We start from the raw sequence: 23315 nt of genomic DNA on the forward strand, positions 1-23315 counted from the left end.
ACTACTGTTACCCGGCATACGCTCAATTTGACGCTATATGCGCGCACAAGGCTCTAAGCCTGAGCAGGGACCGCCTCTTTTCGGCTAAAAACTCGCCGCACGTCCTGCCCGACGTAATACAAGGTCGGTATCAAAAACAATGTCACGGCTGTTGAAAAGAAAATTCCAAACGCGACAGACGTGGCCATGGGCTTCACAAACTGTGCCTGAATAGAGGTCTCCAACTGAATCGGCAACAAGCCGATAAAGGTCGTAAGCGAGGTCAAGATCACAGCCCTGAATCTAGAGGGTCCCGCCTCTAACACCGCGGACTTCCAGTCATAACCCTCTTCGATATAGTGATTGATGAAGTCGACCATAACCAGGCTGTCATTCACCACAACACCTATTAGACCGATGATTCCGATAGCCGACAATATGCTAACGTCCATACCAAGGATCAGGTGCCCAAGTAGTGCGCCGGTCACGCCGAAAGGAATGATCGCCATGATTAGCAACGGCTCAAGGTAGCTCTTCAACGGTATCGCTAGAGCGGCATAGATCAGGATCATGACCAAAATGCCTCCGTAAAGCAGCCCGTCGGAAGTTCTCCGCTGTTCGTCGACCTCGCCGGCAACTGAGTATCGCACCAAGGGGTGCTTGGCGAGAATCTCCGGCAACATGCTGCTCTCTACCAAACTCATTACGTCACTGGATGAGGTCAGAGATTTGTCAATATCCGCTTGCACATTCACGACCCGCGAAAGATCGATACGGTTGATCACGCTGAGACTCGTTTGCTCCCGAGCACGACCGACCACCGAGAACGGCGCGCGCTCTCCATTGGGCAGACTGATCCATAGAGATTGCAGAGAATCCAATTGCGTGCGATCAAGCTTCGGTAGCCGCACATACACGCGAACCTCGTCCCGGCCACGCTGTACCCGCTGAACCTCCGCGCCAAAAAACGCTTGACGGATTTGCCTCGCCAGCTCGACGTCGCCGAGCCCAAGAGCTTCACCTTCAGGGGTTACGCTGATATCCAACTCCCGACCGCCGGCATTGAAACTGTCTCGGATATCCCGAACGCCGTCGACGCGAGCAAGTCCTAGCTTTAGCTCACTCGCAGCCTGACGTAGCTGTTCCAGATCATACCCCTCCAGCTGTATATCGATCGGCGAGCCGCCGGGCCCTGCCGCGGCATCGATGCGCAAGGAACGCACGCCAGGCAACGGACCCAAGGCTTCTCGCAACCATTTGCCCAGCTCTACGGAATCGATATCCCGTTCCTCACTCACGATGAGATCGACGACAACTCTAGCCTGTGTATCACTCTCGGACAGTACCTGCAGAGTACGAATAACATCGCGACCCTGTTCATCCTGCTCCTTGAAACGATCATTCATCACCCTGGCCGCACTCTCTATGCGGCGCGCGTATTCATGGGTTTTCTGCCAGGGCGTACCCTGAGGCATATCGATGGTGACACCGATGTTGTCCGACGGCACAGACGGGAAGAAAGTTACGCGCAAGATGCCCGATGGAATCAATGCGAGACATATAACGAGTCCCGAAAAAAATATTGCGAGGGTGGTGTAGCGATAGCTAACCGCAACGCCCAGCAAACGTCGATAAGGCCCTCGGGCGAAGTCAACCAAACTCTGGGCAATACGCTGCTGTACTTTGCGGATCACGCCCAGATCATCGCCCGGCTGGGGCACTCGTATGTGGCGGAGGTGAGCTGGCAAAACGAGTTTTGTTTCTATCAACGAAAAAATGACACAGAGAATCACCACCCAGCCAATGTGCGACATAACGCGAGCAAAGCCTTCAGTAAGAAACAAGCTCGGACCGAACGCCACCGCAGTGGTCAGCGCGCCGAAAATCGTGGCAGTGGCTACTCGGTGCACACCCCCAACGACGCTCTTTAAGCCATCACCATCACGCTCCAAACGAGCGTAGGCACTCTCCGCCGTCACAATAGCGTCATCGACAAGAAGTCCCAGGACCAAAATAAATCCAAACACCGACAACACATTGATTGATACGGGCAGGCCGAAAACCTCCAGTGCAGCCAAGCAACCGAGCACGGCGAAGGGCAAACCCAGAACAACCCAAAAAGCGAGAGACAGGTCAAGGAACAAGGCGAGGGCTATGATCACCAGAATGCCGCCCTGTGCAGCATTTCGAAGCATGAGGTCTATACGTCCACTCAGGATTCGGCTGGCATCACCCCAGGCTTGCAAACGAACGCCTTCAGGCAGTTGAGCCTGTTTACGCTCGACGTACTCACGAATCGAGGAGGTGATCTCAAGGACGTTCTGATCACCTACACGGTCGATAACAAAGGTCAGTGCCGGCTTGCCATCCACGAGGCTGAGCACCGGTTGTTCCGCAAAGCCGTCCCGCACCGTGGCAACGTCGCCTACGCGAATTCGCGTTCCGTCTGTACGGCTTATCAGCGTTAACTGCTCGAAATCTGAGCCTCGGTACGCTTGGGAACTCGAACGCAAAGTGATCGCTCCGCTGTCCGTACGCATCAGTCCCCCGGGGAGGTCTTGGGAACCCGCTTGGACGGCCGCCACCACCGCGTCAAAGGTCAAACCATAGCGACGAAGTTTTTCGTCAGATAGCTCAATGGAGATTTCATAATCACGCTCGCCGTCAATAGCCAGCTCGCTAATGCCACCCAAGGCCAGAATATCCTCGCGAACCTGTTCGCTCAGTTCCTTGAACTTACGCGGTTCGATGTCACCAAAGAGACTCAGTGAAATAGCTCTACTGGAGGACTCTATTTCTTCAACGATAGGTTTTTCAGAATCGCCGGGGAAAGAAGCAATGCCATCTACACGAACCTTTGCAAGGCCTACCGCCTTGGACATGTCACTGCCCGGCTCCATGATGACGGTGACGACACCGACGCCTTCTCGCGCTTCGCTACGAATCTCCTTGATCCCTACGATATCCCGGATGGCCTCTTCTACTCGCAGGACGATTCCCCGCTCTACTTCCTCAGGTGAACTCCCTGGGTAAGGAACAGTTACGGTGAAAGTCTCCGATGGAAAAGTGGGAAACACTTCTTTGTCTAGGGACTGGATTGAAAACAGTCCCGCGATGACCACAATGACGAGGAGCAAGTTGGCGGCCACGGGGTTTTGCGCCATCCATCCGATGGGCCCACTTAGCAAAGGATCACGAGTCGAATCAGACATCGGAAAGCGCCACCGCCATGCCCTCGAACATCAGGTCTAAACGGGTAACAACTACCTGTTCGCCGTCAGCAAGACCCTCGGTAACAAGAGCCCCCTCGGCGCTCACTCTGACCACGGTAACGCTGCGTCTTTGCAGGACGCCGTCCACATAGACGAACACGTCGTTGTCTCCATGCAAGGCAGCCTGGGGAATTCGAACCGCGGAAGGGACTGAGCCACCGGTTATCTCCGCTCGCACAAAAAGCCCAAACCGCATGGGGGCTGAATGCACGGCTGTATCCAGCGGGTTCTCAACCTCTACCACCACCGGGAAAGCTCGAGTCTGCGTATCGATACGTGCTTCAACGCGCGAGATACCTCCTTCCCAGCTTCGCGTGTCACCAGCACTCTCTCCGTGTAAGGTCACTCGTGCGTTATCGATATCCTGAATAAACCGGATATCCTGTGGCGGTATGGGTAAGCGTATCTCGGCCTTATCGGCTCCAAGCACTCTGCCAAGTCTCGTACCAACGCTGATGAACTGACCGAGCTCCACCGTCTGCTCGTCGATCACGGCCGCGTATGGGGCTGTTATTTCTGTATTCGCAAGGTCACGTTTCGCCCGCAGAATTCTCACCTCTGCCGCAGCTACGGAAGCTTCAGCCTCCTCTACGCGTGCGGCCTGGCGCAATGACTCAGCCTCCGCGAGAGACAATTTTGCGCTGCTTAAGGCCTGATTTGCCTCCGCAAGAGCCAACTCGTAATCCGTGGGGTCGATGCGTAGCAGCGGCTCTCCCTCTTCCACCACAACACCCGGCTCAAAACGCTCAGACTTCCAGAGTACTTCTCCAGCGACCTGTGCGGTCAACTCCAACTGGCGCCAGGCTGTTACATTTCCATGAGCCATAACCCTGACGCTCTGCGTTCCTTTGGCCACGGCTTGCACCGACACTATCGGCGGCGGGATGCTGACGCTTCGGGCTTCCAGCTGGGGACGACTCTTGACCATGAACACGGCGAGCAAGAGGGCTACCGCCAAAATTGCCAGCGGGCGAATGAGAGATATCAATCGAGACATAGGAGACATTTATCAGCAGCGGTTCTGCATTTTACGCGTTTTAAGGGAGCCCGTATCAGAATTGCTAAAAGCAGCGATTCACATTGCTTTGGGGCCAGAGGCGATTCCGAGAGTTTCACCCGGTGTCATTACGACAAATTCCTTATCTAGAAGTTCATAAGCGTCTTTAGCAGAAGACAGGTCGATCAGCGGCTGATCTATGGCTTCGTAGGTCAGCTGGAAGGTACCGAAGTGGATACCGATACTTAACTCACTGTCCAACTCCTGATGTGCTTTTACTGCCTCCACCGGGTTGAGGTGCACATCCTTCATGAACCACCGGGGTGCATAGGCACCAATAGGCAGCAGCGATAAGGCAAAGGGGCCATGGCGATCACCAGCCTCTGCAAAATGGTCGCCATACCCAGTATCCCCCGCGAAGTAGATATTCCCCTCAGATGTCTTCAGCACAAAGGAACCCCACAAGGTTTTCATCTGATCACTAAGACCGCGCCCCGAACGGTGTCGACCCTCAGTAAAGACAAAATCGACATCACCAAGCTCTACGCTTTGCTCCCAATCCAGCTCCCGCACTCGTGAGGCACCGAAAGACGCAAGCAACTGTTTGTTGCCAAGGCCCGATAGCAACATCGGCGCCGCCGCTGAGCTCCGGCCAAGTAAAGCGCGCAAGCTCGCCTCATCAAGGTGATCGTAATGATTATGACTGATAAGAATCACGTCGATGGGTGGTAAGTCCTCCAGTGCGATACCCGGGACATGCACACGCTTCGGCCCAGCCCATTGAAAAGGGCTGGCACGCTGAGAATAAATCGGATCCGTCAGAATATTTAGCCCATCAACTTGGATGAGAAAAGTAGAGTGATTTACATAGGTGACCGACAAGCCCGACCAGACCCTTTCTTCGGGTACTTGTCTTTGCTCTACATCGATCCAGTCCGGCCAGTCTTCTGCCTGAGTCAAGGTACCCCAAGCCAAACGCAGTAAGTCACCGACGGACTTACTCATAGGCACGGTGTTCTTAAAATATTTACCGTCGAAGCGGGCTGATGCCTCGCCTTCATAGGCCGGCGCAGCGATACACCCTGCAATCAGCGATGCAAGGAGAGAGAGAACGAGCAGCATAATTCGATTCATGACTAACTTACGCTCTCTGCGCATTAACGGACTGTCGTAAAACACAGCCCCCCCTAATGGACCCTGCCTACAATGCACTAAGGCGTACGAGCGGCTGTGACCTCTATCTCTACAAACCATCCAGCCCGCACCAGACCTGCGATCTGCAATGCCGACCGCGAGGGCAGATTGGGCTGCTCGGCCGTGCCAAAGAATTGGGTGTAACCGCGCATAAAGCCGGCAAAGTCCATACGTCCCTCCGTCTGCGGCGTTCCCACCAAAAACGCACGCATCATGACAACATCACCCATATCCAGACCGAGTCGCTTAAGACGACTCTGCACTTCCTTGAGGACACTCACGGTTTGCGCCTCGGTATCACCATAGGTCGCGGGGTCATCGGGATCTCCCCCGGCCACTATAGGCTTGGGCACGGCACCACTGACGAAGATCAGCTCCGATTCCGCAGGCACTTGTACCGACTGGGCAATAGGAAAATCGGAACCCGGCGTCTTATTCCGGGTAATCTCATCGGCGCTTGAACTCCCACAGCCCAAGAAAAACAGACCACCTAAAACGATGGAAACGAATGACTGACGAATCATGGCTAACCAACTCCTTTAGTTTCCGCGATGAAGCTGTAAAACAGCTCAAGCAGATCGATTTACAACACCCCTCATGGCGAGAGATAGTGTGGTCACATTAATTGATCAGCGGCAACGGGTCGATCACTGTTGACGTATCCTGAGGCTGCGCCGGGGAGCCCGTTACCTCCTTAGCTACGATTCTCCGAGAGGATTTTATGGGTTCAAAAGATGAAGGTCGCTCTTACCCGGCAGATACCCTCGGTATGGACAAAGAGTCCATGCGGCGTCTCGGATACGCTGCCGTGGATGCGGTAATTGAGCATCTCGAGAACAAAAACAACGAGCCTGCCATTGACAGCGCCACGCCGGATTCATTGTTAAATGCCCTTGGTGGAGCGCTTCCCGAACAGCCAAAGGCATCGAATGAGAGCTTTGATTTGCTGGTAAAAACAGCGCTTCACCATCAGCAACACGGCGATCACCCGCGTTACTTTGCGCGAGTTCCAGGTCCGAGCTCTTTCGCGGCGATCATCGGCGAGTGGCTAGGCACCGGATTCAATACGATTGCAGCGTCCTGGCCTGGCGGTGCAGGCCCATCAGCCATAGAGCTCATCGTCATAGACTGGCTCCGCCAATTGATGGACCTACCCAAAGATTATGATGGCGTGCTGGTGAGTGGGGGCTCTCACGCCAGTCTGACGGCGATCGCGGCCGTGCGTGGGCAATGGGGTGATGGCTGCGTGTATCTGAGCGATCAAACCCACGCCTCTTTAATCAGGGCACTGTTTACCTTGGGCTTTCCAAGAGAGCTCATCCGCGTGCTCCCGAGCGACGATAGGTACAGGCTCTCTACTGCAAGTGTCGAAGAAGCGATCGCCAACGATCTCCAGTGCGGACGTCGGCCTTTGATGGTGATTGCCACGGCGGGTAGCACCAACACCGGCGCGGTGGACCCTTTTCATGAACTCGCCGACCTTTGTGAAGCTCAAGGTCTGTGGTTACACGTGGACGGCGCCTATGGGGCACCCGCCGCCCTTACCGACTCGGGAGCACAGAGCCTTACCGGCATGAATCGAGCCGACTCACTCACCCTCGACCCCCACAAATGGCTCTTTCAGCCCTACGATGCGGGATGTCTGCTCATAAAATCCGGAGTTCTGGAGCCGAGTTTCACCATGAACCCCGAATATCTTAAGGACGTTCAAGGCAGTGATCACGCGGTGGATTTTCGTAACAGAGGCTTTGAGCTGACCCGGCGTTCCAGAGCCCTCAAGTTATGGTTTAGCTTTCGGACTTACGGCGTCTCCAAGTTTCGCGAAGCGATTGAATACAGTATTCGATTGGCAGAGTTTGCAGAGGAATACTTACGTAAGGACACTCACCGCTGGGAAGTAGTTACCCCCGCTCAGCTTGGGATCATCTGCTTTGCACTGCGGGGCCAATCTGCACAAGAGCACGAGCTCCGCGCTCAATCTCTATCAGAGTCGGGTTTCGCCTGCGTGACGACCACAAAACTCAAAAATCGGATCGTATTGCGTTTGTGCATCATCAACCCCCTCACTACGCAAAGGGACATACGAGAAACTATTAATCGTCTGGGAGAGTGATCACCGCACTTGCTCCGCCAAAGCGAGGGTCTGATACCGCCGTCAACGAACCGTCTTCCTCTCGCACGATCAGCTGCACGTTGCCGTACTCATAGCTGTGGGGCTCTACGCGGTAACCGCGCGCTCTCAGCGCTTCGATCGTTGCCGGCGCCAAAGGCGTTGTTGGGGAGTAAGTGATGAGATCTTTGGGCAGTAACTGGTGATGTACCCGCGTCGCGGCCTGTGCATCCTCTGCGGACATCCCAAACTCAAGCATGTTGCTGATCATTTGATAGACGGTGGTGAAAATCGTTGAACCACCCATGGCCCCCAAGGCCATCGCGACCTCATCGTCTCGAAGTAGTAAGGTCGGCGACATGGACGACAGCATCCGTTTACCCGGCGCAATGGCATTGGCTTCGTCTCCCACAACACCGTAGTAGTTGGGCTCATTCGGCGCAGCCGAAAAGTCATCCATCTCGTTGTTCAGTAAAAACCCTGCTCCTCGGACAACGACACCAGACCCAAAACTCGCATTGAGCGTGTAGGTGTTCGACACGGCATTTCCCTGCGAATCGAGGATTGAGAAGTGTGTTGTATGTATCGGCTCACGAACGGACTTACTGCTTGCAGTCGGCGAAATTGAAGATACTTCTATAGTGGCTGCCCTTTCCGCGAGGCGCTCCATATCCATAAGACGGTCAACAGGGACATCCACAAAATCTGCGTCTCCGAGGAAGCTCGCACGGTCCTCAAAAATCCGCTTCTCGATTTCTGCCTTCAGATGAATGTACTGCACAGAGTTGTGCTCAAGGCCAATAAAGTCGTCTCGCAACCATTCCTTCATCTGCAGATATTGAAAGATCGCCAATCCGCCGGAACTCGGTAAAGGCGCTGTGACGATCTCGTAGCCACGCCATGGGAAACTCAAAGGTGTACGCCAACGCACCTTATAAGATGCAAGGTCGGCCTCGGTGACCAGACCGCTCCCCCGCTGCATTTCGGCAGCGATGAGGCGCGCCGTCTCTCCGCAATAAAATCCCCTCGCCCCCTGTTCCGCAATGCGTCGCAGCGTTTTTGCCAGCTCCGGTTGAATGAAGCGCTCGCCTGCTCTCAGCTCACCAAAGTAGCTGAAGAAACTCTTAGCGCCATTCAGACGTTCCGATTCGTAGTCTATTTCGTCGACGAGAGTCTGAGGCACAACAAAACCCTTCGCAGCCAACGCTATAGCAGGCTCCAGCAACGAAGACCAATCCAACTTGCCATAGCGCCGATGGGCAGCCCAAAGCCCCGCGACGGTGCCAGGCACTCCCACCGCACGATGCCCGGTGAGGCTCGCATCAGAATCGACTGCCCCGGTTTCATCAAGATACATATCTCGAAAAGCCGCCGCGGGCGCAACCTCCCGGTAATCCAGAAACATGGGCTCATCATCAAAATACAATGTCGTGAAGCCACCACCGCCAATATTCCCCGCTTCAGGAAAGGTGACCGCCAAGGTAAAGGCGACCGCCGTCGCCGCATCTACCGCGTTTCCGCCTTGGCGCAATACTGCCAAGCCTATCTCCGTGGCATGAGGCTCCGGGGAGGCAATAGCGACCTCTTGCGCATGCAGGGCCTGGCCCAGGGAAAGAAAAAACAGCACAAAAGCCACGCACCCGGGAGGCAGTCGGCCCTGCCGAACCAAAATGGGCTGGTGCTCAACAAACATTTTTATACGATTCTTAAACACAGTGCATCAGGAGATCGCTAACTCCGAACAGGAAGCTCTTGAACAGCTCGCCAGGCCTGATCAATCGCGGTATGTGTGTAAGCATCCGCACCCGCGTCGGAATTCGCAACAGCGATATTGCCAAAGGTCTGGCGTCCAATCTCATAAGGGCCGGGGCTTGCCAACCACCGGGCATCCTCAAGGTCAGCAAGATCCCGTGCGTAACCATGAGGCCAGCGATTGACTGTAATCGCCTGTATATCCCTTTGGGTATCAAGTCCTGCGCTACCCCATACACCGCTAAGCACGGTATGAACTTCGCTTTCAAAATCCGCAAAGTCCATTTGCAGTAAGCGTATGCGCCCTGCCTGATTCTGCTGACTGATAGTCAAACCCTCGGGCTGCTCTGCACCCATCGCAGCAAAAAAGTGCAATACACAGGGCTCCTCGGGATTCCATGCACCATCGTAGGCTCCTGTATTGATGCCTGAGGCCAGATTAACCAATTGCAGCATTCGACCCGGCAAATAGGCTTGGGATACGCCGGATTTCTGGATAGCACTTCCATCCTTCAACAACACGTTGATGCATACCATTGGACGCTTAATGCACTCTGACAGCGCCGTCTTTTGAGTTTCTGGAAGCTCCGGGCACAGGTGTGGAATGATACGGTTGTAACAGGCCAAAACGCACTGATCGCCACTTACCTGAACAAGCTCACCATCGCGAACGTACTTTACGTCTACGGTCTTCCCTGAGTCACTATTCCGCACCCCGACCACTGTCGAATTCAAGCGCAACCGCGATGAGGAACCGCTCTTATCAAGTTCCGCGTAGTCCAATCTTGCCGTAACAATCTCGAAAGGGTCGCTGGCAGCCGTCATACTCGGGAAGCTATCGGGGATGAGTGATTTGACTATTAGTCGAGCAATAGAGGCATTGCCATCGGGGAACATTGCTGACCGATAGTCTTCGTCGGGCCCGTCCTCCTCAGCTAGACCGAGTATATGCAGACCCGGCAATCCGCTTTCGAGACATTCAGCCACTGAGAGATCGTCCGCACGAATTCCCCAGCCCCCCATGGTGGCATTACTGAATATTTGGATAGCCTCATCCGGAAGCTCAGCTTTTTCGCGAAGAAAATCGGCATAGCGAGTTTGTCGCGTGTAGGCGGCGCGCTCTTTCCCGGTCAAGCCTGCAAGCGCATCGTCCTTTGAGCTCAGAAACCGCCGTAGAGCTGTTCTTGCTGAATCCGATATAGGCATGCGCGGAAGAGCATCCAATAACTGCTGCGGAGACAGGGACTGAAAACCCAGCCCGGGAATCAGCACGTCATCGCCGTAAGTGTCGCGATCAAACCAAGTGGAACCGGACAAACCCGTACCATTATCCGTCCAGTTGTAATCAAAATCTTTCAGCAAACGAGGTATATCAATACCCAGCTCTTTTAGCAGCCGCAGCCCCTCTTCGCTGTATTTTGGATACTCAATATTGACCGTGCCACCCCAGGCAAGACGTAGACTATCTCCATCTTGGAATTCGTTGCGTTTGGCGTGGCCACCAAAGTCATCGTGGTTGTCCAGCAACAGAATCTTGCTGTCCAGACCATGCTGCTGGCGATAGAAATAGGCGGCAGCCAGACCACTGATGCCCGCGCCTACGATAACCAGGTCGTAGTGCTCATTCAGCACCGTGGGATTGTCAAAAGCCTTCCCTTCTCGCGCCAGTTCATGCGCCACTTCGAAGGCGCCAGGGTGAGCACCGCGCATCCCCGTCCGCGTCGGAGGGTAGTAAGCAGCTTGCGTTGAGCGAAGCCGTCCGTCGTCTGCCGTTTCCGTTGCTACTGCCTTTGCAAAGCCGGGAGCCGCCAAAGCAATCGAAGCAAGACTTACATCATGAAGAAAATCCCTGCGGGTAATACCCGCCGGCTCGACGCGCCCCTTGTTACGAGTTTTGTCAGATGTTCCCATCAAACCTCTCCTTCATTTCCGTTATGTTTGCCCTCAACCTTCGCCGCGCCAAGCGGGTTGATCCTTAACACTAAAGTAATGGCCAGAACCAAGGTTAGTAACTCCGCAAGTGGTATAGCAAGATACACGCCCGGATCACCAAACCATAGCGGGAGTAGAAGTAGTCCAAGCCCAGGAAGCACCAGACTACGACTCACCGCTATGATCGCTGAAGGCACAGGACGATGGAGTGCGGTGAAGTAGCTTGCCAGGGTGATATTGGTACCGTTCAAAAGGAACGTCGGCCAGAAGTAGCTGATAAAAATCAAAGCGATAACTGCCGTAGCCTGCTCGTCCGAACGAAGAAACAGACCGATCATCTGCTGTGGCAGCGCCACCAGCAACGTTGAGACAAGCAGGCCTACGAAAAATACCGTACAAACAGCGGTGAGAAGGAACTTGCGAATCCGCTCAGGTTTCCCCGCGCCGAGATTCCTGCTCACCGTGGGTTGCAGCGACTCCGAAACTCCGTAACTCACTTCAAGACCGATCATCATCAAGTAGGTAATGATGGTGTAAGCCGCAACGCCCTCTACGCCCTGGCGAGTAATCATCACCCAATTGAAAAACAGCACTATCACCCCCACCGACAGCTCGTTGATGAACTCGGAAAACCCGTTCCAGGCAGCGTCCAGAAGATCACGCCAACGCCCTCTTGCGAGCATTAGTTTTAGGGAACACTTGGGGTGAAACCAATGGGTAAGCAGGATCAGGAAGATGGCAAACTCGGCCAAGGCTGAAGCCCAAGCGGCCCCTACAATGCCCCAATCGAGATAGACGATAAAAAGGGTGTTTAACGCGATGTTAGTTGCGGCAAAGGCGACCAAGCCCACCGCGGCAAGCACTGGGCGCCCATCTGCACGAACAAAATAGTCCATTGTCAGTGCAGCCACAAAGACCGGAGCGAAAATCAGCACCACCCGCATGTAAGCGACAACCAGAGGCTTTACTTCCTGAGTCGCGCCGAGCAACCGAACAAGTTCGTCAAGAAAGAGAAGGCCCGATCCAGCAATGACAACACCTACCGCCACGGCGGCTACCAAGGTTCGAGTGAAGATAGACGAGGCAGCATCGTGATCACCCTGCCCAAGAAACCGGCCGCACATGACTGAGCCACCGACGGCAAGCATAAACACAATAGCCGCAAAGGCTGCCCAAGCAGGCTGCGCCAAATTCACTGCCGCAAGCGCACTTGACCCGACAAAATTGCCGATGAAAATCCCGTCAATGATCCCCGCCGACGTTACCGCAAGCATGCCAAGCACAGAGGGCACTGCGTAACGAATAAACGTAGTTACTACAGGGCCTTCTGCAGGATCGTAGCGCGTGTCGACCAAGTCGTTAGTGTCGGAGTGGTTCATTACGGGATTCTCCCAAAATTTGGGACCCAACGCTCTGTATGTTTTGCGCCACCCGTGAAGGGCGCGCTTCTTCAGGCTGATTAATGTGCACTCCACGCGGTAGTGCATTAACATCGAGCGCAACTACCGCGTTTTATTCGTCTGCGCTCTACGAATCCCGTAAAGATGTGCGGAACAGAGAAACGCCTCAATAATTCCTTTAATCGGGTGATTCGTCATGCATAGATCTCAGCAAAAGAACCGGCAAACTCCAAAGGTGTTTCCTCGGCGTGCCAATAGTGCGAGCAGCTATCTGGCACGTGCTTTCGGTCACTGCCTGCTTATTACAGCTTTGTGTGGAAGCGCTATTGCAAGCGCGAGCAGCTACAAGGAACTCGTTGATTTGTTTGGCGATTGGAGAGCGTTTGAAAAGCCGCCGCTATTGGACGGCGCTCCAGACTACACGGCTAAACGTTTATCGAAAGCCCACGCAGAGCTACCTGCGCTGCAAAACCGGCTCAACGATATAGACACCTCCGATTGGCCCATCGATCAGCAGGTGGATTGGCATGTGCTGCGAGCGGAAATGAACGGCTTCGACTTTAATCATCGGATTCTGAAGCCCTGGGCACGAGATCCTGCCTACTATCAAACTATCTGGGCCTATCGAAGCGACGTCCCCGCCCATGAGGGACCCACCCACCACGCAATCCTTGAACTATGGACCTACGATTTCCCCCTGAGTCAAAAGGAGGAGAGCCGCATCATTCGCGAGCTCAAAGTTATCCCCCCACTGATGAAGCAAGCGCAGGGCAACCTCACAGGAAACGCCCGGGACTTGTGGGTCGCAGGTATCCGCAACATCGAAGATCAGGGAGAGATGATCAATGTCATCCGTAAAAAAGCGGGTGAGGATGTCAGTGAGGAGCTTAATAACGCTCTAGAAGAGGCGAGCACAGCCACTAGCAATCTTGTGACTTGGCTTCAAGCACAAGCTCCCAGCAAAACGGGGCCGTCAGGTATCGGGGCTGATGAGTACAGCTGGTACCAGTCGCAGGTTCATTATCTTCCCATCGATTTCAAAGAAGAAACTCTCCTTCTGGAGCGTGAGCTCGACCGGTCCTGGTCCTCCCTTAAGCTCGAAGAGCATCGCAATCGTCATTTGCCTCAGCAGAAAGCCGCCGATAGCCCCGAAGCTTATGACGCTTTAGTCAAGAGCACGTCGGAGCAAATGCTGCGCTGGTTTGACGAAGAAGAGGTTCTTCCAATGCGGGACTACATGGCTGAGGAGCTCGTCGCTCACTTGGGAGGATACGAGCCTGAGGACGTTCGTAACTTCTTCACCATAGGCACTCACTACGATCCGCGCCCGCTGCTGTCGCACTTCTATCACTGGTTTGATCTGGCAGAAATCCAGGAGTTTCCGCACCCCAGCCCAATACGTCGTGGGCCATTGCTGTACAACATCTTTGACAGTCGCAACGAAGGCACCGCCACAGGTGTAGAAGAGATGTTTATGCATGCAGGACTCTACGAGGAGAGCCCTCGCTCGCGAGAGCTTGTATGGATCATGCTTGCGCAGCGCGCGGCGAGGGGCCTGGGCTCCCTGAAAGCACATGCCAACGAAATGACCATGGCCGAAGCTGGCACGGTGCACGTGGAATGGACTCCTCGGGGGTGGATGAGCAACGAGCCCGAGCTCTTGAAGTTTGAGCAACACCTCTATTTGCGCCAGCCCGGCTACGGTACCAGCTATGTCACGGGCAAATACTTGCTTGAGAGATTGCTGGCAAAGCGTACTCAACAAATGGAAGCCGAGGGCAAAAATTACACACTTTCGATGTTCTTTGAAGAGTTGCGCGACGCGGGTAGTGTGCCCATTTCGCTCGTTCATTGGCAGCTTACGGGCGACGACAGCGACATTCGCAAGATATTAAGCAGACAGTAGACCTCAGTAGTAGCGGAAATCTTCAGAAGCCTCTGGTCTGTCAGCCACTGAGACCCTAGAATTCGCGCCTTTGGGCACATTCAGGGTCTCTCCTCTACAACGCTATGCTTCGACTTACTCAGTTCGTACTGCCTCACTTCACCCTCCCTCGCTTTATTCTCCGCTGCATCCGCGGCGCAGTTGTCTTGCAGCTGCTACTGGCGAGTATGCTGGCTCAGGCGAATATTGACCGCATCGAACTCACTAATGGCTCCGTGATCATTGGCAGCTTTCACGATGCGGATAACGGCAAAGTCATGATCGACACCGACTTTGCGGGAATGCTGACCATCGAAAAAAGCAACATCGTGTCCATGGATGTGGCGTCCAGCGTTACCTTACAAATGAGAGACGGCGCGGTGCTAGAGACAGACAATCTCGTCGTAGATAACAGAACCCTGAGCCTTACCACCCAAGGTAAAACCAGTTATGCCCTCGATGAACTGATGCGCATCAACCCAGAACCCTGGGAGTTAGGCCGCGGCTATCGCCATACCGGCCTTGCAAGCTCGGCATTCTCACTGCAGCGTGGCAACACGGTACTCGACGAGCTCGATTACAAAATAGACACACGCTGGAGAGGGCTCGAGGATCGCTACACGCTGAAACTCGAGGGCGAGGTTCGCGAGGCGAACAGAGAGCGCAACACAGAAAACTGGATGATTACCGGGAAGTATGACCGTTTCCAGACCGGCGACTACTACTGGGGAGTCTCCGCCTCCGCTGAAGAAGACCGCTTTGCAGATCTGGATCTGCGTACTGCTATCGGCCCCTATTTGGGACGAAGCTTGTTGGTCGGCACACCCTTTGTATTGGAGCTGGAAACCGGTCTCTCTCAGGTCAACGAGGACTTCGGGACCGCCATTGATCGCAGCTATGTCGGTCTCACCTGGAGCGTGCGCTCTGAAAGCCAATACTTTGGTGCGGAGTCTCGCCTGTATGTGGACCACAAAGGCGTGAAAAATCTCGCCGACAGAAACAACCTCATACTCAACACGACTCTGGGCCTCGCCTTCCCTGTCCTGGGGCGAATACAAGGTGCAACGGAAGTTGTACTGGATTATAACTCCGGCGCTGTTGAAGGTACTGAAGAGCTGGACCAGACCTACCGTTTCCGCTTGGGCTACGCTTGGTAACTGACTTCAGGCACTCGCGCTAGAAAGCGTGGATCCACGAGACGGAAAACAAATCATAGTCGCCTCCACTCTCTGTTACCGTCCCCGTTGAGGTACTCAAACGCAGAGCGTGTCCTTGAGCTAGAGGAAAAACGAGCGTCGCGCCAAAACGCGAGTTACGCTGCAAGTCTTGATTCTTTGACCCCTCAACTCGAGTTCTCCCACCGATGTAATAGTTGGCGTCCAGCGCTGCCCAAAATCCTCGGGAAAAGCGCTTGATGAGGTGTAGCTGGGCATTGGTAATCGGTTCTTGTTCTCGCGTCTGCCCCAGAAATTCATCGTTATCCTGAAAGAAAGCCACGGAAAGCTCTCCCTCGAGGAGCCAGGACGAGCTCAAGGGATAAATGACACCAAGGCCAGGTTTCACGGACCATCGATTACCGCCAAGGTTGATGATCCGGTCCGCATCGTATTCACCGGTTGGGGCCGTTACCGCCAGGCTCATGCCAATAATAGGCTTGGGGTCGGCGCGCATCGCTGCAAAAGCCTTTCGGTCCATGGCCGGCGCTCCGGCTAGATTAACCGCCATTCGTACAATGGTATCGCCCATACCTACCGTACGCCGCGTTACCAATTCATCCTCCACCGTCCCCGAGGTCTTCCCATCAGAAGCGATCTGTATCACCGACAGGTTCGCCGTCCTCCCAGCCACATCGAGGGTGCGCTGATAAGTTAGCTGGAGATAATCAATGCTGGAATCCACACCGGTCACGGGCAGTGACTGGTCCACGATAATGTCACCGCGACTGTGCTGATAGCTTAAGGACAGCACGTTCGTACCTACGGGACTTGGCCAGAAGGCTCTAGGAACGAGTTCCTGCGCGTTAGCGGTAACCGACATACAGACGAAGCCCACTGCCACCCACGCTCCAATACGCTGGAAATATCCTGTCATCAAAGGCCCACCAATACCGACGCGAACCCTCCTAGCCGCGGGGTTCTTGTTTAAAACGATAATCGGAGCAGAGCTTAACGTATTTCGTCAAGGGTGCCAGCGGCGCAATATTTGTTATATTCCCCCGCTTCATTGGTAAGAATCCACAGACGCTAATTCATGACATATTGCCTCGCCATTGCGCTAGAGGAAGGACTGGTTTTTTGCTCCGATTCTCGGACTAACGCCGGACCGGATCGCGTAAGCAAGTACAGCAAGATGCATCGCTTCTCCGTCCCCTACGAGCGCTCCATGGTAATCCTGACCGCTGGCAACCTGGCAACAAGCCAGGCAGTCATTGCGCAGATACAAAGAGACTTGGAAGAAGACACCGAGGTCAACATTTTCAATGCCCGCTACGTCAGCGACGTAGCAGACTACATCGGCGAGATAAGCCTAAAAGAGCAGCAGAAGTACGCCAAGAAAGGTGGCCCCAACGCGGGTTTTAACGCCAGTGCGACTTTTATTCTGGGTGGGCAAATCAAAGGGCATGCGCCTGAGCTTTATATGATTTATCCGGAAGGTAATCACATTACCGCGTCTGATCTGTACCCCTATCTTCAGATTGGTGAGACCAAGTACGGGAAGCCCATTCTGGATAGAATCGTGAGGAGCGACACGCCCGTAGAAACCGCCATGCGCTGTGCTCTGGTGTCGGTAGACTCGACGATGCGCTCAAACGCGACCGTTGGACCGCCCTTGGAGTGTCTTTTCTACCGGAAGGACAGTCTGCTGCCCCATGAGGAATATTGCATTCTTGAGGAAGGTCACCCCTATCTTGCGGATCTTCGCCAGAGCTGGGACGACAATATCAGGCTCGCCTTCGACAACCTACCCTCGCTCAGCGCAGTGTTCGAAGCCGATCCATCGCCAGATCAATAAGCTCCAGCTTCTCAGCCACCACCTCGTTGATCACAAAGGGATACGCATCTCCCCGCCCGACACTGCGATTAAGTTCGTTGAGCATCAGGCTTACCTTTGACCAGGCGCGCAAGCGCTCGGACATCGTCATTGAGCCCGGCTGGCGCGGCAACAGTTGGTGAGCCCAAGCCGTATCTAAAGCATCGTAGATATGAAGATAGTGTCCCCAGCACTCGGCCCAGTCCTCACTCGGATGGGAGCTGGCGTAGGAACTGATAAATCGATCCCTCCAATACATGGGGGGACCGTTCTTGTAGTGCACATCAAGTGCCGCTTGATAATTGCTACGTTCATCGCCAAACACCTGACGAAACTCCCCTAACAAACGCACATCAGGATTCAATAAAGACCAGTAGTAGTGTCCGGACTCATGACGCAAGTGTCCAAGCACGGTCCGGTAACTCTCCCCTAGCTCGTCTTGCACAGTCGCCCTAGCCACGTCATCAGCTTCCACGGCATTGATCGTAATCACCCCTCCAAGGTAACCCGTGGATACAAAGGTCTCGGGGAATTTGTCCGAAGTCCGAGCGTCCTCAATAAAGTCCAGTAGTAAGCCACGCTGAGGGTCAGCCCAGCCATTCAACAAAGGCAGACTTAGTTGCGCAAGGGTGTAGAAGAGGCGCTTCTTTCCGCGCTCCAACACCAGCCAACGCTCCTTGTTCTTCGGTCGAGTCTGATCAGGGACGGTTCTGTTGAACTGGCAGGCTGTACAGAACTGACTTGGGGAGTCCGCCGGACGCAACCAATTGCAGACGCCAAAGGACTCTCCATTAGAACAGTAACGAAAGGCATTGCCCTGAAAATCTTTAAACACCCCTCCACCCCAATCGGCGAGGGTAATTAAATCTGCACGATTTGGATCGTAGCCCAGCGCTGACTGACAGTTGATACAGAAATCATTTTCAAAGTAGACGGGGCTACCACAGTCACAAGCAAAACGTCTCATTCCTAGTTACTGTGAAACCAGCTTTCGGAAATAGCCTGATGTAAGTCGCTGATAATAAGCTGCAGCTCGTCGATGTAGGCATGCAGTTCATTCTGATCCAACTCTGTGGACTGAAAGCCACGCAACTTGCGACGAGTACGCTCCACAACCTTAAGCGCGGCCTTGTTATTGCTCAGCGGGCCCAGCTCTTCTCGAATGCCTCGTACGCAAAAACGTACCGAGCGCGGAAATGTCTGCTCCATAAACACAAAGTCTACGGCAGCATTCTTCTCAACCTGTGGACCAATCATCCTCCGATAGGCACCCAGTGCGGACATGGACTTTAGTAGCGTCCCCCAAAGCAAATGCTCTATACCCTGAGCAGCTCCTTCGCGCTCCAAAAAGTCTGACGCACCCACGTCGATGATTCGCGTGGTCATGTCGGCGCGCTCAAGGAGCTGACCCAGTTTTATAAAGCGATAGCTGTGATCACGGCATAAGGTGCTGCGCAGCACGCCATTGATCACCTGACAACGCTGAATCACCTGCTCGAGATATTGCTGCCGATTACGCCGCCCTACAGAGTGTTCTGAAGCGTCAGCGGTATACAGATGCAGCTCGTTAACCAGCTCCCACACTTCGTCCGGGATAACATCTCGCGTTGTACGGACGTTCTCACGAGCCGCGTGCACCGCGTAGGGGATGCTACAGGACGCCTCAGCTTCGCCAATCAGTAAGCGCAACACATTCTGCTCATTGCGAACGTTAAACCACTCATCAAACACGGGATCCGCATCCAGGATCCGTACCAAAATCTCCCAACCGGGCTGGGAACCCCTTGGAATATCCATGATCAGGTGGTTATAAGCCGCCACCAACCTCGCTGTATCTTCTGCACGCTCGATGTAGCGCGCCATCCAATAAACACGCTCGGCAACTCTAGACAGCATAATCATAGTCGCCCCTCCACAATCCAGGTGTCCTTACTGCCACCACCCTGTGAGGAATTCACTACCAGTGACCCCTCCACCATAGCCACCCGCGTGAGTCCTCCGGCGGTTACCCAGGTATCACGGCTCTGTAAAATGAAGGGTCGTAAATCGAGATGGCGAGGCTTTATTTCGTCACCGATGTACGTAGGTGCCGTAGACAAAGACAAGGTCGGCTGCGCGATATAATTGCGAGGATTCTCTTCAATGAGTTTGGCAAACTTACGGTGCGTCGCCTTGTCTGCATGGGGGCCCACCATGATGCCGTAGCCACCTGACTCGTTCGCAGGCTTCACAACCAACTTCTCAAGGTTGTTGAGAACGTACTCACGGTCTGCCTCGCGCATACACAGATAGGTGGGCACGCTGCGAATCAAAGGCTTCTCATTTAAATAGTAGCGAATCATGTCGGGTACAAAGGCGTAGACCACCTTGTCGTCCGCCACTCCGGAGCCGGGAGCGTTTGCGATACCGACTTTGCCGCCCAGCCAAGAACGCATCAGCCCGGGGACGCCCAGAGCAGAGTCTTCACGGAACGCTTCGGGGTCCATAAAGTCTTCGTCGATACGACGATAAATAACATCCACCTGGACCGGGCCATCGACCGTGCGCATGTAAACACAGTCATCTTCCCCAACGAACAAGTCCGCGCCTTCGACCAGCTCTGCGCCCATGCCCTGCGCCAGGAACGCATGCTCAAAGTAAGCAGAGTTGTAAATACCCGGCGTCAGCACAACGATGACAGGCCTCTTGCGCTCTCTGGGTGATAGCGCTGCAAGCATGGAGTAAAGCTGTGACGGGTAGTCATCCACAGGAAGGATGCTGTAGTTCTCAAAAATCTCCGGGAGCACCCGCTTGGTGATTTCGCGATTCTCCACCATATAGGACACGCCTGAGGGCACTCGCAAATTATCCTCAAGGACATAGAAATGTCCGTCGCCGTCGCGCACCAGATCCGAGCCGCAGATATTCGCCCAAACACCGAATCGCGGAGACGCGCCCATGCACTGCTCTTTGAAGTTGGTGGACTCGAGTACTGTCTCCGGTGGGACTATGCCATCGGCGAAGATTTTCTGTTTGTTATAGACATCATGGATAAACATGTTGAGCGCGCGGCTGCGCTGCTCAAGCCCCCGACGCACTTTTTCCCACTCCCGGGAAGTAATCACTCGAGGAATAAGATCAAAGGGCCAGGCACGATCAATGTTTCCCGCCTCGCTATACACGGTGAAGGAAATACCCATCTCTCGGATAGCCATTTCCGCAGCCGTTCGGCGAGCTGCCAGATCGTCAGCCGGCAATTCTTTCAGCAACTTGACCGCAGGCCGGGCCACCTGCCGGGGAGTACCCTTTGGGGTTATCAGCTCGTCGTAGTATTTCGACGCGCTATAGCGGTTCCAGTTCTTGTCCATGAGGCCTCCATCAGTAACTGCTTCGCGGTACCCACTAGGGATTCCCGTCATCGGCAGTGCTACAGTGTAGCAAGCTGAGACAAAGCAATGCGTCAACCTCGTCGCCAGAACCCGTATACAAGGTGGACGGGCGAAGGATTCTGCTGAAGAATCCCGACTCGAGATTGACGTTTGACGAATTTTTTACTGCTTAACGACTTTTTATTACTGGACCCCACCCATGACACAAACCCACTACCGTGCCTGCCATCTCTGTGAAGCTATCTGTGGCTTGAAAATCGAAACCCGGGGCGAAGAAATCCTCTCTATAAAAGGCGATCCGGACGACCCGCTGAGCCGAGGGCATATTTGTCCAAAGGCCGTGGCCTTGCAGGACATTCACGAAGATCCCGATCGTCTGCGTTACCCGGTGAAACGAGTCGACGGTGAGAACGGGCAGCATAGCTGGGTAGAAATTAGCTGGGACGAAGCTCTGGATACCACCGCAGAGGCGCTGATGCGCAGCTATCGAGAGCACGGCGTGGATTCAATAGGCGTGTATCTGGGCAACCCGTCGGTGCACAACTACGGCATGCTGACCCATCAAAACTACTTATTCCGCTGGCTGCGATCAAAAAACCGCTTCTCAGCCACATCTGTCGATCAACTCCCTCACCACCTTACGTCGCTATGGTTGTTTGGACATAAGTCTCTCTTCCCGATCCCGGATATTGATCGCAGTGAATACTTTCTAATGCTGGGCGCTAACCCGCTCGCCAGCAATGGCAGTATCTGGACCGTCCCCGACGTGAAGAAACGCATAAAGGATATGAAAGCGCGGGGAGGCAAGCTCATCGTCGTGGACCCTCGACGAACCGAAACCGCCGAACTCGCGAGCGAGCACCTTTCCATCGTTCCCGGTAGCGATGCGCTGTTTCTTGCTGCAATGCTCAACACTCTGTTTGAAGACGGAATCGCTGATCCAGGGAAGCTTTCAGCGTTTACTACCGGCCTTGACGAAATAGCCGCAGCCGTTGCGACATTTACTCCGGAGCACGCTGCGCAACACTGCGGTATCGATGCTCCAACCATCCGACGCATAGCCAAGGACTTTGCCGACTCAGGCGCGGCGATTTGCTACGGCCGCATGGGTGTATCCACCCAAATTTTTGGCGGCCTCTGCCAATGGCTCATACAGATCATCAACATCGCTACGGGTAACTTGGATAAGGTCGGGGGCAGCCTGTTTACCCTGCCTGCAGTGGATCAAGTACCGCGCACAGGTCCCGGTGGTTTCGATCGGCATCGCAGTCGGGTTCGCAACCTACCCGAGTTTGACCGCGAACTTCCGGCCGCAGCAATGGCCGAAGAAATCACCACGCCAGGCGAAGGTCAGATCCGTGTCATGTTCACTGGAGCCGGTAACCCCGTACTCTCCACCCCTAACGGCCGCGCTCTGGACGATGCACTGCCCCAGCTGGATTTTATGGTATCGCTGGATCCCTACATCAACGAGACCACTCGGCATGCCCATATCATTCTGCCGCCGACCTCGCCGTTGGAGCATGACCATTACGATATCGCCTTCCATATCAACGCAATGCGTAACACAAGCCGTTACAACCCCCCGGTATTCGAGCCTGCATCCGACAAGCTCCATGACTGGGAGATATTCACCGCTTTAGGAGAACGGGTTGCGCGCGCGCTGGGCGAGGAACCCAAGGAGCTTGTAGCGCCCCATGAAATGATCGATGTCGGCCTGCAGTTTGGCCCCTATGGGAAGGATAGCGAGCACGATCTGAGCCTGGAGAAACTCAAGGACAATCCATCGGGAATCGATCTCGGAGAGCTGCAACCGATGCTCCCTGATCGTCTAATGACCGCTGACAAACAGATTCATTGCGCGGCGCCCCCGGCGCTGGCAGACCTCGATCGTCTGGCGAGCACTTTTGGAGGCACACCCGCGGATGGCCTGTTGCTTATCGGCCGGCGGCATGTGCGCTCAAACAATTCCTGGATGCACAATTATCACCGCCTCGTTAAGGGTAAGCCCCGCGATCAACTGATGGTGCATCCAGAGGACCTAAGCGCTCATGCACTCAAGGATGGCGACCAAGCGCTTCTGCAGTCGCGCAGTGGAGAAGTTACGGTAACTCTACTGGCATCCGACGAAGTCATGCCCGGAGTGGTTAGCCTTCCCCATGGTTACGGCCACAATCGCCAGGGAGTGCGCATGAATACAGCTAGTGCAAACGCCGGGGTATCCTGCAATGACGTAACCGATGCCGCATACCTGGACGAACTCTCGGGCAACGCTGCTATTAATGGAGTACCCGTCAAGCTAAGCGCTATCGCATAAGGTAAGCTCTACCGTTACCAGTTCTCTTGTTAGCTAAGGA

The 23315-nt window shown here is 54.4% G+C and carries 16 protein-coding genes; 5 read left to right on the forward strand and 11 right to left on the reverse strand.

Annotation, left to right across the window (positions count from 1 at the left end; all coding sequences use genetic code 11):
* Nucleotides 1-53 precede the first annotated feature (53 nt).
* The 4 genes from R0137_RS16450 to R0137_RS16465 form a co-directional block, all read right to left on the reverse strand.
* Entirely contained in the window at nt 54-3191 is a 3138-nt protein-coding gene (locus R0137_RS16450) for an efflux RND transporter permease subunit (protein WP_407327502.1), read from the reverse strand.
* Nucleotides 3184-4248: an efflux RND transporter periplasmic adaptor subunit gene (locus R0137_RS16455; RefSeq protein WP_407327503.1), complete on the reverse strand. Its 1065-nt coding sequence runs from the start codon at nt 4246-4248 to the stop codon at nt 3184-3186. The genes R0137_RS16450 and R0137_RS16455 overlap by 8 nt, the downstream gene beginning before the upstream one ends.
* Before the next feature lie 78 nt (nt 4249-4326).
* A complete protein-coding gene (locus R0137_RS16460) occupies nt 4327-5382 on the reverse strand; it encodes an MBL fold metallo-hydrolase (RefSeq protein WP_407327504.1) in 1056 nt (351 codons plus the stop codon).
* Between the two features lie 77 nt (nt 5383-5459).
* A complete protein-coding gene (locus R0137_RS16465) occupies nt 5460-5966 on the reverse strand; it encodes a RidA family protein (RefSeq protein ID WP_407327505.1) in 507 nt (168 codons plus the stop codon).
* Nucleotides 5967-6163: 197 nt separating this feature from the next.
* Here R0137_RS16465 and R0137_RS16470 point away from each other — a divergent pair, with 197 nt between their 5' ends.
* A complete protein-coding gene (locus tag R0137_RS16470; protein WP_407327506.1) occupies nt 6164-7555 on the forward strand; it encodes a pyridoxal phosphate-dependent decarboxylase family protein in 1392 nt (463 codons plus the stop codon).
* Here the strand turns inward: R0137_RS16470 and ggt are convergent.
* The 3 genes from ggt to R0137_RS16485 are packed head-to-tail and all read right to left on the reverse strand — an operon-like array spanning nt 7536 to nt 12615.
* Nucleotides 7536-9245, reverse strand: a complete 1710-nt coding sequence (gene ggt / locus R0137_RS16475) for a gamma-glutamyltransferase (protein WP_407327507.1) — start codon at nt 9243-9245, stop codon at nt 7536-7538. The genes R0137_RS16470 and ggt overlap by 20 nt on opposite strands.
* A gap of 38 nt (nt 9246-9283) precedes the next feature.
* Entirely contained in the window at nt 9284-11215 is a 1932-nt protein-coding gene (locus R0137_RS16480; protein WP_407327508.1) for an FAD-dependent oxidoreductase, read from the reverse strand.
* Nucleotides 11215-12615, reverse strand: coding sequence for an MATE family efflux transporter (locus R0137_RS16485; protein ID WP_407327509.1), 1401 nt, complete (start codon nt 12613-12615; stop codon nt 11215-11217). Before R0137_RS16485 ends, R0137_RS16480 begins: the two co-directional genes overlap by 1 nt.
* Nucleotides 12616-12832: 217 nt before the next feature.
* On the opposite strand from R0137_RS16485, the gene R0137_RS16490 reads away from it, so the two are divergent.
* On the forward strand, nt 12833-14542 hold the full coding sequence (locus tag R0137_RS16490) for a hypothetical protein (RefSeq protein ID WP_407327510.1): 1710 nt from the start codon (nt 12833-12835) through the stop codon (nt 14540-14542).
* 104 nt (nt 14543-14646) lie between these two features.
* Nucleotides 14647-15717, forward strand: coding sequence for a YdiY family protein (locus tag R0137_RS16495; RefSeq protein WP_407327511.1), 1071 nt, complete (start codon nt 14647-14649; stop codon nt 15715-15717).
* A 19-nt stretch (nt 15718-15736) separates the two neighbouring features.
* Here R0137_RS16495 and R0137_RS16500 read toward each other — a convergent pair whose 3' ends face one another.
* On the reverse strand, nt 15737-16651 hold the full coding sequence (locus R0137_RS16500) for a transporter (RefSeq protein WP_407327512.1): 915 nt from the start codon (nt 16649-16651) through the stop codon (nt 15737-15739).
* Between the two features lie 159 nt (nt 16652-16810).
* On the opposite strand from R0137_RS16500, the gene R0137_RS16505 reads away from it, so the two are divergent.
* Nucleotides 16811-17572: a proteasome-type protease gene (locus R0137_RS16505; protein ID WP_407327513.1), complete on the forward strand. Its 762-nt coding sequence runs from the start codon at nt 16811-16813 to the stop codon at nt 17570-17572.
* On the opposite strand, the gene R0137_RS16510 is transcribed toward R0137_RS16505, so the two are convergent.
* Genes R0137_RS16510 through R0137_RS16520 form a run of 3 tightly spaced genes read right to left on the reverse strand, consistent with a single transcriptional unit; the run spans nt 17532 to nt 20937 of the window.
* Nucleotides 17532-18557 (reverse strand): putative zinc-binding metallopeptidase, encoded by a 1026-nt coding sequence (locus R0137_RS16510; protein WP_407327514.1) that lies wholly within the window; start codon nt 18555-18557, stop codon nt 17532-17534. The two genes, R0137_RS16505 and R0137_RS16510, sit on opposite strands and share 41 nt — an antisense overlap.
* Before the next feature lie 2 nt (nt 18558-18559).
* A complete protein-coding gene (locus R0137_RS16515) occupies nt 18560-19492 on the reverse strand; it encodes an alpha-E domain-containing protein (protein WP_407327515.1) in 933 nt (310 codons plus the stop codon).
* On the reverse strand, nt 19489-20937 hold the full coding sequence (locus R0137_RS16520; RefSeq protein WP_407330039.1) for a circularly permuted type 2 ATP-grasp protein: 1449 nt from the start codon (nt 20935-20937) through the stop codon (nt 19489-19491). The genes R0137_RS16515 and R0137_RS16520 overlap by 4 nt, the downstream gene beginning before the upstream one ends.
* A 220-nt stretch (nt 20938-21157) precedes the next feature.
* On the opposite strand from R0137_RS16520, the gene R0137_RS16525 reads away from it, so the two are divergent.
* Nucleotides 21158-23275 (forward strand): molybdopterin-dependent oxidoreductase, encoded by a 2118-nt coding sequence (locus R0137_RS16525; protein ID WP_407327516.1) that lies wholly within the window; start codon nt 21158-21160, stop codon nt 23273-23275.
* Nucleotides 23276-23315 lie beyond the last annotated feature (40 nt).

Source organism: Congregibacter brevis, assembly GCF_045689245.1.
Taxonomy (GTDB): Bacteria; Pseudomonadota; Gammaproteobacteria; order Pseudomonadales; family Halieaceae; genus Congregibacter; species Congregibacter brevis.